The organism is Lacihabitans sp. LS3-19, assembly GCF_024343575.1.
Classification (GTDB): Bacteria; Bacteroidota; Bacteroidia; order Cytophagales; family Spirosomataceae; genus Leadbetterella.
Window position 1 is genome coordinate 121,861 of the sequence record NZ_RJUA01000006.1, and the last position, 13,225, is coordinate 135,085.

Annotated in this window: 7 protein-coding genes; 5 read left to right on the forward strand and 2 right to left on the reverse strand. The window is 36.8% G+C overall.

Annotated features, from left to right (window positions below):
- Positions 1-103 precede the first annotated feature (103 nt).
- Positions 104-2,356 carry a c-type cytochrome gene (locus EGI22_RS07915; protein ID WP_255067585.1) on the reverse strand — a complete coding sequence of 751 codons (2,253 nt, stop codon included), beginning with the start codon at positions 2,354-2,356 and terminating at the stop codon, positions 104-106.
- A 174-nt stretch (positions 2,357-2,530) separates the two neighbouring features.
- The gene (locus tag EGI22_RS07920) at positions 2,531-6,634 is read right to left on the reverse strand and encodes a two-component regulator propeller domain-containing protein (protein ID WP_255067586.1); all 4,104 of its coding nucleotides are present in this window, start codon (positions 6,632-6,634) and stop codon (positions 2,531-2,533) included.
- 251 nt (positions 6,635-6,885) lie between these two features.
- On the opposite strand from EGI22_RS07920, the gene EGI22_RS07925 reads away from it, so the two are divergent.
- The 5 genes from EGI22_RS07925 (at position 6,886) to EGI22_RS07945 (ending at position 13,224) form a co-directional block, all read left to right on the forward strand.
- Positions 6,886-8,421 (forward strand): arylsulfatase, encoded by a 1,536-nt coding sequence (locus EGI22_RS07925; protein ID WP_255067587.1) that lies wholly within the window; start codon positions 6,886-6,888, stop codon positions 8,419-8,421.
- Positions 8,422-8,452: 31 nt separating this feature from the next.
- Positions 8,453-9,862: a Gfo/Idh/MocA family protein gene (locus EGI22_RS07930; RefSeq protein WP_255067588.1), complete on the forward strand. Its 1,410-nt coding sequence runs from the start codon at positions 8,453-8,455 to the stop codon at positions 9,860-9,862.
- Positions 9,863-10,077: 215 nt separating this feature from the next.
- Positions 10,078-11,004, forward strand: a complete 927-nt coding sequence (locus EGI22_RS07935; protein WP_255067589.1) for a ThuA domain-containing protein — start codon at positions 10,078-10,080, stop codon at positions 11,002-11,004.
- Positions 11,005-11,175: 171 nt separating this feature from the next.
- Positions 11,176-12,489 carry a sulfatase-like hydrolase/transferase gene (locus tag EGI22_RS07940; protein WP_255067590.1) on the forward strand — a complete coding sequence of 438 codons (1,314 nt, stop codon included), beginning with the start codon at positions 11,176-11,178 and terminating at the stop codon, positions 12,487-12,489.
- 33 nt (positions 12,490-12,522) lie between these two features.
- Positions 12,523-13,224, forward strand: a complete 702-nt coding sequence (locus tag EGI22_RS07945; protein WP_255067591.1) for an SGNH/GDSL hydrolase family protein — start codon at positions 12,523-12,525, stop codon at positions 13,222-13,224.
- Position 13,225: the final 1 nt, after the last annotated feature.

Consider the following 13,225-nt stretch of genomic DNA (forward strand, 5'->3'; position numbering starts at 1 on the left):
TTTGGATTTTGTTGGTCAAGAAATACTTAACCTACCATACGATGAAATTAGACATTTAAAAATTCACCTTTAAAAAGAAAATTACATATCAATCCTCGTCATTTTATTTATCAAAATCATAATTAAGAAGCTGTTTTTCATTCAATAAATTTTCTCCAAAAGGTTTTTGATCCCTCAATTTTTTAACATCTGCGGGCGAAATTCCTTTAATGTTTTTAGCAAAAGCGTTTTGGGTATATTTTACAATATCCGCTATGTCTTGGTCACTTAAGTCGGTATTGTTCGCCAAGGCTGGCATTTCGGTGCTTAAATCATACAGTTTTCCATTTACATGAAGTGGGCCGCTGATTCCAAAAAGCAGTATAGAAGTTAGTCTTTTTATAGAGCCATCTATATATTCAGAGTCTTTTAAGGGCGGAGCTAGGTCTTCTATCCCACTGCCGTCGGCTCCATGGCAAGCTCCACAAATACTTCTGAACAATTTCAAACCATTGGTGCGGGAGTCTTCTTTTACGGATGTATTTACAAAAATAGGATTGGGTTCATTAGCCTTACGGTTTTTAACCGCCAAGTTAAGATTGCCCTCTAAGTTCTTGCTGAAACTCATTTTAGGCAAATAATCTTCTTCTATTCCACCCAAACTACTAGTGATGACTTCATTTATAACTTTATTTTCTTTGTATTTTTCTGCCAATTTTACAAAGGTTTTTTCAAATGCTGGTTCATTCTTATATTTTAAATACTCCCCTATAGCTGAAATCAAATATACATCAACAACTTCACTGTTTTTTAAGGCCAAATTATTTGCAATTGAAACCATTTCAGAGCTGTTTTTAGTGCTAGTAAATTTGTTTAAAAGCTGAAGTGCATGAGCCATGGTTTCTTCCTGTTTAGTCTCGTTTAGTATTTCTTTAAGTATGGCAAAAGAAAGGCTTCCTGTTCCTTCTAAAACATACAGAGCATGCAGTGCTGCATGGTTTTCAGCATCGGATTTAGAAAGACTTAGTAAGTCCTTCTTTAACGATTTATCCTTTTTTAAGATTAAGATTTGTTGGGCACGGTCACGAATCCAGCCATTGGGGCTCGACAAGAGGCCTAAAAGTTCGGAAGTAGAGGCCTGACTAAAATTAGGAGGTATTTGTAAACTTTTGTTTTTATTTACTACTTTCAATATTCTCCCCAAATTTTGAAGAGTATCCAATTTTTTTTGAGCCAGCATAGTGCTCAAATATTGCGATATGAAAGCTTTATGTTGAATAATGCCTCGATGCATATCTACAATGTACATAGCACCATCGGGACCATTAAATAGATTGACTGGCCGAAAACCCTCATCATAAGAAGAGATGAATTCTTTGTCATGGTAAGCTTGAGTAGCCTTTGTTTCTAGATTATCGAATTTCAGAATATTTCTTTTGATGGAGTTGGCTTCAGGTACACAAACAAAAGCGTTTAGGTCATATTCTTCAGGAAATTGAGCTCCTCTATACACCAAAGGACCACAAGAGGCAGTCACATTTTTTAGTTTACCATTCTCATCCAATATGCCTTTTTGATAGCCTCTGTTTACACTTGTGGCCTGAAGAGCATATACCCGCTGATCATTGGTAAGTTTTTGATTTTCAGATAGTATGGGCTTAAAAAACTCGTTCTTTGTTGCAATATTTGGCAATAAATAATCTCCTTTAAGCTGTGTAGAATTACTGTTGTAATAAAGTCTTCCGAAATTATCTCTCGTGATTCCCCATTGTCCTCTATAAGAAGTGGGTTCTTTAAGCCATTTTCCTTTTACTTTTCTATACCTAAAATTGCTATTTGCATTATAAATCCAATTGTCCATGTTCATCATGAGGCCATTGGGCTGATGTTCTACATTGCCTGCGTCGGCATATTTGGGATCTACCAAAGTCTTTTTGCCCGGTAAATCATTTTTTATTTCTGCAAACCAAAGTTCCGGCCCATTGACATACAATATGCCATCATATACCAAGGCAATGCCCCTCGGCAAAACCAGATCATCCATAAAAGTTTTGGATTTTTCGAAGAAGCCATCTTTATCTAAATCCTCTAAGATCGTGATCCGACCGTTCTGTTCATCTTCTCCAATTCCTTCTAAGTTGGGCATATAGCCAATCATTTCTACCACCCAAATACGACCTTTGTTATCAAATTCCATACTCACTGGAGCTTTCAAGAGAGGCTCTGATGCCACAAGGTTTAATTCGAAACCATCTTCAACTACGTATTTATCAAGTGAAATATTTGGCTTATCAGAAGACAAACTTAAGAAGCCGAAAATGAAAATACTGCCTAAGAAAAGGGCTATTAAATATCCGGAACGCTGAATTCTTTTCATTTTAAATTTTTTTTCAGAAAAACTGTAAAAGAGATTTTAGATAATCTTCTCTTTAAATTTAAAAAGGAATTTAGCGTCAACCCTATTATTAAAAAAAATACAGCATTATACCCTTAGAATGGTACAAATGTTCAACATTTGAGGTAGAAATTGCCAATCAAGAAAAGGCTAAATTTATGTAAGAACAGGATATTTAGACGGGTTTTCTTTGTATTCACTTGGAGAAACCCCATACATTTTTTTGAAACATTTTCTGTAATAGTTCGGATCTTGAAATCCTATTTCGTAACAGATTTCATTGATGTTCAAAAGACTGTTTTTCAAAAGATTCGCTGCATATCTCAATCTTACAAAACGAACAAACTCCGAAGCGGTCATCCCTGTCATGGCTTTGACTTTGCGGTATAAATGGCCTCGGGTCATTTTCACTTCTTTCCCTAAAAATTCAATTCCAAAATCAGGGTTTTTCATATTTTTTTCGACCCCTTCGATTAAAATTTCAAGAAAACGTTCGTCAGCGGTGTTTACCGCTAGTTCTTTAGGGCTTAGGTTAAATTCTTTAACAAACCTTTCTCGAAGTTTTTTTCTGCCTTCTATCAGGTTTTTAACTTTAAGTTCTAGAATTTGAGGCGTAAAAGGTTTTCCTACGTAATCATCGGCTCCTGTTTCCAAGCCATTTACTTTAAAAATAAGAGACGTTCTGGCCGAGAGTAAAATGATGGGAATATGACTGGTTTTCAAATCTCTTTTTAAGGAACTACAAAGCTCTATACCATTCATTTTAGGCATCATTACATCGCTAATGATCAGATCTGGTAGGTGCTCAATGGCTTTTTCTAAGCCATCTTCGCCGTTTGCTGAGGTTATAATTCGATAGTTGGGACTAAAAATCCCTTGGAGGTAAGCCTGAATGTCTAAATTATCTTCAACGATTAAGATAAGGTCCTGCAAGGCTTTGCTTTTTTCGTCGACCGTTTGCACCGGTAAAGAAGTGTCGAAATCCGACTCTTGATAATGGTCTTCTGATTCGCTATTTTTAAAATGTTTATCTATTTGCTGGTGATCAAAATGCTTTGAGCCTAAAGGCAATAGTACGCTAAATTTTGAGCCTTTATTCTTTTCGCTTTGTACACCTATGCTACCCTTGTGCAGCTTTACAAAACCTTTGGCTATATCTAGACCCAATCCCGTACTGTTTTCAACCAAAGATTCTGATTGGCTAGATTGGGTAAATCGGTTAAAGATGGATTCTATTTCGTTTTCTGGAATTCCAAGTCCTTGATCACTGATAACAATTTTTAAAAACCCTTCAGGGAATTCCTCCGATTGGTTTCCTTCAAAACTAATGTCAAGGCCTATTTCAGAACCATCGGGGCTAAATTTAAAAGCATTGGATAAAAGGTTATAAAAAACCTTCTCAATCTTATCTCTGTCAAAATACATGGAGATATTGTCGTCTTCTGTGCTAAAGTTGTATTGAATTTTCCTAATTCTGGCTTGCTCTTGGAAGGAAAGAAATATTTCATGAATAAACAAAACGATATTTCCTTTTGCCACCACCAATTGATTATGATCGGTTTCAAGTTTCCTGAAATCCATCAATTGATTTACCAACCGCAATAGATGTTCTGCATTTTTATAAGCAGTTGTATATAAGTTTCTTACAGCATTGTCACCTTGGTGAGTTTCTAGTAATTTTCCTAAAGGCCCCAATATAAGCGTCAAAGGAGTACGTAAATCATGAGAAACATTGGTGAAAAAACGATACTTCATCTCATGAAGCTTCTTTTCTTCTTCATTTTTATAATGCTCTAGCCGTAATTCGTTTTTAAGTTTTATACGATTACTGATAATTTCTTTTATCAAAAAGTAAAGTCCTGTCAAAGTAATCGCATAGATAAGATAAGCCCACCAAGAGAACCAAGGAGGTTGGGAGATTGTAATTTTAATTGCCGTACTTTCTGAAACCCATTCTCCATTGCTATTGGTAGCTTTTACTTTAAAATAATAAGTGCCGGGATCCAGATTGGTGTAGGTAGCTTTTCGGTCGGTTCCTATGTAATTCCAATCGTCAAAGCCTTCTAATTTATAAGCATATTCGGTTCGCTCAGGCTGTGAGAAGTTTAATGCTGCGAAATCAATAAATAGAGTATTTTGGTCGTAATCTAATTTAAGTAAATGCGAATTGTTTAATTCCCCCAATAGTGTGTTTCCAAGGTTGCCTTGTTTGGTATTGCTGCCAATACTGAGGTCAGTAATCTCTATTTTTGGGGAAATTACGCCTTCATTTATCAATTTAGGGTTAAAAGAGATCATACCATTCAGACCTCCAAAATACATGTTCCCGTCTTTTGACTTCAAATAAGCCCTTCGTTTAAAAACGTCATTTTTTATGCCGTGGGCTCTTTGTAATCCTAAGTATTTTTCGGACTTTTTATTAAATAAAAATAAACCTTCAGAAGAGCTCAGCCAAAGATTTCCTAGGTCATCATCTAAAATACCTAAGATGTTCTTATTGGCAAAATCAGGACTTTTGAAGTTTTTTATAGATTCCGTTTTGGTATCTAATCTGTATAAACCCTTGTTTGATGTACCCAGCCAAATGTAATCTTTATCCTCAAAAATGCAGTTTATATTAGGTATTGGATATTTCTTATACTCCCAATTTTCATCATCTAGTTTTAATAAGCCGTCGGGCTGATTTATAGCCAACCAAATGTTGTTTTTAGAATCCTCAAAAATCTCATTTATAGTATTTTGAATCTTCACTCCATTAAGTTCTGAAGCATTTTTCAAAGTTTTATGTTGCTTTACATCATAATAATGTAAACCCATGGCATGGGCAATCCAGAGGTTTCCTTTATGGTCGACTTTTAGCCCTTTTATGCGTTTATAACCGAGATCGTTGGGGTCGGCAACATTATAATTGATTGGTGAAAATGTTTTTGTTTTTAAGTCAAAATTAAAAACCCCTCCATACAAAGTACCTATCCATACATTTCCATTTTTGCCTATTTCAAGTTCCATAATATGGTTGGAAGCGGAACCCGAAGGGGTGTTTTTCTGGTTAAAAAATTGAAATGTTTGGCTTTTACTATCGAAAAGGTTCAAGCCACCCCTATCTGTTGCTATCCAGATTTTACCCTCCTCGCTCTCGGTTATAAAAGATATTACATTGTACGAAAGGCCTTTGTTGTCTCCCGTATATTGGTAATGATTAAAAATATTGAAGTTTTTATCAAAATAACTAATTCCTCCATGATATAGCCCCAGCCAATAGTTGCCATGGGAGTCTGATTCAAGAGAGGTAATGCCATTGTCGCTTATAGAATATGGATTGTTATGATCATTTACAATCTTGGTTTCGTAGTCAGAGTCTGGATCAAAAATAATAAGTCCGTCAAAAGTGCCAAGCCAAAGTCTGCCTTTGTCGTCTTCCTTTATTGCTCGTACTCTATTTCTTAGCACATCATTTGGCCCAATGGACTTCAATGGATAATATTCAAACTTTTGGCTTTCCTGATTCAATAATGAAAAACCAGCTTGATTTGATGCAAACCATATTCGACCCTTTGAATCCTGAATTATGGCGTTAACGGGAGGGTCTTTATCAATTTTGAATCTTTCGGTGATAGGAAAGCGAGTAATTTTCCCGGTTTTGATGTTCAATTTGCTAATCACTTTAGGCTCACCTATCCATACATTTTGCTCTTTGTCAATCAGCAAATGTCCTATTATATTTCCTTGTAAAAGTCCTTTGGTATAGTGTTTTGTAATATGTTTGTTTTTATCGAGAACAAACAAGCCATTGTTACTCGAAACCCAAATATTTCCTTTTTCATCCCTTTTTAAATCATTAATCGAAGCATCGCTAAAATCACCATTAGGGGTTTTTAAAGGAATTTTAGAGAAAGAGTTATTAATTTCATCATAAATATCAAGTCCATTGTTGCTGCCTATAATTAGCTGCCCTTCCTGATCCAGAATTAAAGTATGAATTCGATTTGAACTAATGCTTGTAGAATCAGTTTCTGAATGAAAAAAAGGTCTGAAACTATAGCCATCGAATCTATTGAGACCTTCAATAGTCCCTACCCAGATAAACCCAGTTTTATCTTCAACACTGCAAGTCACATGATGATGTGAAAGACCTATATCAGTTGTAAAATTTTTGAATCGATAAGTGGAAGATTGTGAATAAGAAAGTGTGGCATTTAGCATAAATGCCAAAGCAAAAAATGCTGAAAATGATTTTACAAACTCACTGGTTCTTTTCATATTCCAATAAAAAATTTAATTAAATTAAGCATTAATAGCTTCATTCGCCTAATTTATCGCTTAAAAAAGAAAAAATGATATGCCTTATTTTTTCGGATTAATCATTAATACATCTCACTGTCTAAATGATACAATTGAAGTTTTGTCTCGTTTTCTATTGGCAGTACTTTTGAAAAAGCTCAATTTTTATTTTTTTTAGCTAAATTTTCAGGATATTCTAACTATTCAAACCTTAACGAATTCGAATTCAAATGAAAAAAAACAAAGCATTGGTAGTCAGTTTTATACTGCTCTTATTTTTAACTTCCGCTCGTCCTGAATCTAAAAACCAAACAAACCCTAAGCCAAATGTGATTTTGATTCTTGCCGATGACATGGGCTTTGCCGATTTGGGCTGTTTTGGAAGTGAAGTAAATACCCCTAATCTGGATAAACTAGCAGCCAAAGGAATACGATTTACGCAAATGCACAATACCTCTAAATGTTTCCCATCTAGAGCCTGCTTGCTAACCGGTTTGTATTCTCAAAAAACAGGATACAATAAAGGTTATAAAAAACCAATGTCAAATGCCATCACTTTAGGAGAGCTGTTCAAAATGGCAGGATATACCACCCTATGGTCAGGCAAACATCATAGTACTGAGCTGCCGACAACCCGCGGTTTTGACCATTACAGTGGACTTTTTGAAGGGGCCAGCAATCATTTCAACCCTGGCCGACAAAGAGAAGGTGAACCTGCTCCAGCTCAGAAAAACCCAAATAGACCATGGGTTTTGGATGGCAAAGTAATTACGCCCTATACGCCACCAAAAGATTTTTATACGACTGATGCTTTTACGGATTATGCCATAGACTGGTTAGAAAATCAAGACTCCAAAGATCCATTTTTTCTTTACATGTCATACACCGCTCCTCATGATCCATTAATGGCTTGGCCAGAAGATATCGCAAAATACAAGGGAAAATATTTAGCAGGGTATGAAGCTATCAGAAAGGCGAGATTTCAGAAACAAAAGGATATTGGTCTATTGCCCAAAAATTATCCCTTATCAAAGCCGAGCTTTCAAGATTGGGATAATCTGAGTGATGCTCAAAAAGAGGAAGAAGACCAGAAAATGGCAGTTTACGCAGCGATGATAGACCGATTGGATCAAAACATCGGCAGATTACTTTCAAAAATTGAGCAAATGGGTGTTGCTGAGAACACTTTGATAATCTTTTTATCAGATAACGGTGCCTCAGCTGAAGTGGTGGACAACGTAAAAGGCTCTGGCGAAATAGGGTCTTTGTCTCGCTGGACATCGCTTGCTGAAGACTGGGCGAATGTTGCCAATGTGCCTTACCGTTTTTTTAAGAATTATAGCCACGAAGGCGGCATAAAAACTCCCATGATAGCCTATTGGCCTTCGACTATAAAAAAGGGCAATCAGTTTTCAGACACGCCTTTGCACCTTATCGACCTGATGGCTACTTTTAGCGACATTACTGCTCAGAAATATCCGACAGAATATAACAACCAAAGCATATTCCCAATGGATGGAATTAGTTTTTTGCCGATCTTAAAAGGAAAGAATATAAAGCGTGAAAAGCCACTATTTTGGGAATGGCAGCATGGCAAGGCTATACGTGAAGGTGACTGGAAATTAGTAGCTTATAAAGACAAATGGGCTCTTTACAATCTAAAAAATGATCCCGTAGAAGAAACCGATTTGTCACAATCAAATCCAAAGAAATTCCAGGATTTAAAGCTTAAATACAATGCTTGGGAAAAAGAAACAGCTCAATAAATATTGAATTATTTTACAAAAAAAAGGAAAAATGAAAAGAAGAGATTTTATGAAAGTTGGCTCCTTTGGAGCAGCAGGTGTCACTATTCTTCCATCACATATTTTTGGAAATAAAGTAAACAAAATAGCACCAAGCGAAAAAGTAAACTTGGCTTGTATAGGTATTGGAAATCGTGGTGGACATATTACCAAATCACTTTATGATACAGGTTTAGCCAATATTGTGGCCTTGTGCGATGTAGATATGGGAGCACCTTACACTTTAGAAGTATTAGAAAAATTCCCGAATGTGCCTCGTTTTCAGGACTTCAGAGAGATGTTTGACAAAATGGGAAAGCAAATAGATGCTGTAAGCGTAGGAACTCCAGATTTTTCCCATTTCCCAATTACAATGCTGGCCATGTCGCTAGGCAAACATGTGTATGTTGAAAAACCAATGGCCCGTACATTTCAAGAGGTTGAGTTGATGATGGCAGGAGCTAAAAAATACAAAGTCGCCACCCAAATGGGAAACCAAGGTCACTCTGAAGCCAACTATTTTCAGTTTAAAGCTTGGAAAGATGCAGGAATCATAAAGGATGTAACCGCGATCTCCGCTCATATGAATTCACGTAGAAGATGGCATGATTTTGACCCAAATATTACGAAATACCCTGATGCTCAACCTATTCCTAGCACACTCGATTGGGATACTTGGCTTATGACTGCTCAAGAGCATGATTACCAGAAAGATTTTGTAAATGGCCAATGGCGTTGTTGGTACGATTTCGGTATGGGTGCCTTGGGCGATTGGGGAGCTCACTTGATCGATACCGCTCACCAATTTTTAGACTTGGGTTTGCCTTATGAAGTAGATCCAGTTTATTTGGAATCTCATAATCCTTTCTTTTTCCCTTTATCTACTACTTTATCATTTAAATTCCCAGAAAGAGGCCATATGCCTCCAGTAGAGATAAAATGGTTTGACGGAATCAACAATCAACCGCCTCTACCTGAAGGTTATGGAGAGTCTGTTTTAGATCCAAATATTCCACCTCCGACAGATGGCAGTAAGTTTACCGAGAAATTAAAACCCGGCAAAATTATCTATTCCAAAGAACTGACTTTCAAAGGCGGCTCTCACGGAAGTACCCTTTCTATAGTACCTGCGAGCAAAGCAAAAGACTTAGCCTCAAATATGCCCGTAGTGCCCGAAAGTCCTTCAAATCATTTTGCCAATTTCTTGAAAGCTTGTAAAGGGCTGGAACAATGTCGTTCTTCATTTGAAATTGCTGGGCCATTAAGTCAAGTGTTCACTTTAGGTGTAATAGCCCAAAGGCTAAATACCAAGTTGCTTTTCGATAGAAAAACAAAGCAGATTACCAATAATCCTTTGGCCAATTTCTTATTGCAGGGCTCTGCACCTCGTAAAGGTTGGGAGGAATACTATAGGTTAGCATAAAAATTTTAGAAATTGGGGCATGAGAGTAGGTGCTTTTATGCCTTGGTTTTATTTAGTTTCATGTACATAAAAACAGTTCTTTGGATAGGCTAAAAAAGTATTCATTTGGATGCCCAGAAGTATTTTCTTTGAAAATTATAGGAAATAAAATCAGCCTGCCCAATATTACATTAAATTTGAAATCTTAAAAATCAACCTTTTATAAATAAGCACTTATGAAATACACCCGAATTTTATTGCAGATTCTATGTTTGAGTATTTTCTCTTTTAATTTAAATGCTCAAAGCATGCCCAAAGTTGAGTTAAACACCTCTTGGCTAAAGGAAATCAAAGAATTAGCACCCGAAAAAACTCATTTTCCAAGTAGCAAAACCCATAAGGTATTGGTGTTTTCGCTCTTTACCGGTTTTGACCATTGGGTAGTACCCCATACGGAGGCCATGATGCGTATCGTAACCGAAAAAGTTGGCGGCTTTGAATTGACCTACACTACAGATATTAACTATTTTGATGAAAATACCCTAAAACAATTTGACGCTGTGGTACTTAATAACAATTGCAGCATTAGAGACAAGCGAGATATGTTCTGGGATGTGTTTAAAAATGACAATAAATTAGATAGCAACCAAGCCAAAATTAAAGCGGCCAAATTCGAAAAATACCTTTTAGATTATGTAAAAAAAGGGGGAGGCATTATGTCGATACACGGAGCCATAACCATGCAAAACAAATCGGAGGCTTTCAGCGATATGATGGGCGGAAGTTTCGATTATCATCCAAAACAACAAAACATTGATGTGAAATTGGTCGATGCCAAACATCCTTTGGTTCAAGCATTTGATGGCAAAGGTTTTTCACATATCGACGAGCCTTATTTTTTCAACAATGCTTATGCAGACAAAAACTTCAGGCCTCTATTATATATGGAAGGTTCTAAAATAGAAGGAAACAAATACCCTGACGGAGATGAAAAACGCTACTTAGCCTGGATTAAAAAATACGGCAAAGGGAATATTTTGTATACCTCTCCTGCTCACAATGCCCAAAGTTTCAGCAATCCCAAATTGCTACAATTTTTCTTAGACGGCCTACAATTTGTAGTGGGTGATGTCGAGTGCGACACGAGTCCCATAAGAAAATAAAAAGCATTCTTTAAGAAGCCTTTGATTCGTCAAAGGCTTTTTTTTTATGTTTCAAAACCGTTTTTTCTTTAGAGAGTACATTCCACTTCGTAAATGGTACAAAGCCTTGCTCCGTGGAATTTTTGGGTATTCTATATTTACAAACAGTTTTAAGCCTTAAATAATTAAACGATGAAATCTAGAATATTCTTATTCCTTTTGGCAATTGGCTTGCAGGCTTTCTCCCAAAAAAAACAGCCGAATATAATTTTGATCATGGCCGACGACATTGGCTTTGAGGCTTTCGGAAGTTACGGAAACACCAATTATAAAACCCCAAGAATAGACAAAATGGCTGCCAATGGTATGCAGTTTAACTATTGTTACTCCCAGCCCCTTTGTACCCCTTCTCGTGTGCAAATCATGACCGGGAAGTATAATTTTCGCAATTATTTAGAGTTTGGTTCGCTCGACATGAACGAAACCACCTTTGCTCATGTCCTCAAATCTGAGGGCTATAAAACCTGTATAGCGGGCAAATGGCAGCTGGGAAGTGATGCCTTTGGTCCCTACAAAGCTGGTTTTGATCAGTATCACTTATGGCAGCTCACTTTTACGAGTTACAATGAGCGATACAAAAACCCTAGAGTTTTAGAAAACGGAGTGATGAAAAAATACACCAATGGCGAATACGGCCCAAAGCTCCACACTGAATTCATTAAGAATTTTATGGAGGAGAATAAAGACCAACCTTTTTTCGCTTATTATCCAATGGCTCTTACGCACAGGCCTTATGTTCCATCACCTGATACTGAAAATTACGATTCTTACTTTATACCTGGAGAAGGCAATGCTCATAGTACCAAATCCGACCCAATCTATTTTAAAGACGAAGTAGCTTATATGGACAAACTAGTAGGAGAAATCATCGACAAAACTGTAGAACTCGGTATTGCAGACAATACGCTGATCATTTTTACGGGTGACAATGGAACTGGCGTAGGCATAAAATCAAAAATGGGCGATGTGACAATACCCGGCATGAAGGGCTCCACCACGGAGTATGGCATGCATGTTCCCCTGGTAGCCTATTGGGCTGGGCAAATTAAAGGTGGTCAAAAAAGTAATTATTTGGTAGATTTTACTGATTTCTTACCTACCATTGCTCAAGCTGCTAATATAAAACTACCCGAAACTTTCGAAACCGATGGGCTTAGTTTTTATCCCCAATTAATGGGCGATTTTTCGCATACCCGCGACTGGATTTTTAGCCATTATGATCCGGGCAAAGAAAAATTTTCGCTCAAAAGGCTGGTTCAAAACCAAGAATGGAAACTCTATGAGACGGGCGAATTTTATAATGTAAAAAAAGACCCGTTCGAAAAGAAAGATTTGGCTAAAACGCAATTAAGCCCAACAACTTTAAAACTTAAGGATGAATTTGCCGCCGTTCTTGCCAAAATGCATGTGGTCGAAAAGCCGAAAAGTAAAAATACTGAGGATTGAAAAAGTCTTTTGCAAAATTAATTATTATCAAAAATGCACAATTCAAGAAGGAAATTCTTAAAACAAAGTCTGCAAGGATTAACAATGGCATTATTGCCAAAAATAGCCTTTTCTAAATCAGGCCTGGAATTACCTAAAATTCTTATCATTGGCGATTCTATTTCTATTGGCTATACGCCTTTTGTACAAGAAATTCTAATAGGTAAAGCCATGGTAAGCAGGCCGATGAATGAAAACGGTGTGGCTGAAAATTGCGAAGGAACAAGCAATGGAATTCTAAAAATTGACGCTTGGATTGGGAATACAAAATGGGACCTCATTCATTTTAATTTTGGATTGCATGATCTTAAGCATGTAAAACCAGACACAGGTGAAAATAGCAATAATCCCGATGATCCGCTTCAGGTCGAAAAAAAACAATACCGTAAAAACTTAAAAGAAATCGTCGCAAAATTGAAAGCAACAAATGCCAAATTGATTTTTGCAACTACAACGCCTTATCCCGATGGCGAACTTAAACCTCTTCGTGATCCAGGTATGTCAGCCGAATACAATGCCATTGCCCTCAAAATAATGAAAGCCAATAATATCCCGGTAAATGATTTGTACGCCTTTGTTTTACCCAGATTGGGAGAATTGCAAAGACCAATGAATGTTCACTTTACGGATGAAGGCAGCCATGAGTTGGCCAAGCAGTGTGTAAAATCAATTGAGCAGGTTTTAGCCCTTAAATAAA

What these genes read in the sequence shown, in the direction of transcription:
- EGI22_RS07925 (WP_255067587.1), top strand. Translation starts at nt 6,886, where the DNA reads ATGAAAAAAAACAAAGCATTGGTAGTCAGTTTTATACTGCTCTTATTT.
- EGI22_RS07915 (WP_255067585.1), bottom strand. Translation starts at nt 2,356, where the DNA reads ATGAAAAGAATTCAGCGTTCCGGATATTTAATAGCCCTTTTCTTAGGC.
- EGI22_RS07945 (WP_255067591.1), top strand. Translation starts at nt 12,523, where the DNA reads ATGCACAATTCAAGAAGGAAATTCTTAAAACAAAGTCTGCAAGGATTA.
- EGI22_RS07940 (WP_255067590.1), top strand. Translation starts at nt 11,176, where the DNA reads ATGAAATCTAGAATATTCTTATTCCTTTTGGCAATTGGCTTGCAGGCT.
- EGI22_RS07920 (WP_255067586.1), bottom strand. Translation starts at nt 6,634, where the DNA reads ATGAAAAGAACCAGTGAGTTTGTAAAATCATTTTCAGCATTTTTTGCT.
- EGI22_RS07930 (WP_255067588.1), top strand. Translation starts at nt 8,453, where the DNA reads ATGAAAAGAAGAGATTTTATGAAAGTTGGCTCCTTTGGAGCAGCAGGT.
- EGI22_RS07935 (WP_255067589.1), top strand. Translation starts at nt 10,078, where the DNA reads ATGAAATACACCCGAATTTTATTGCAGATTCTATGTTTGAGTATTTTC.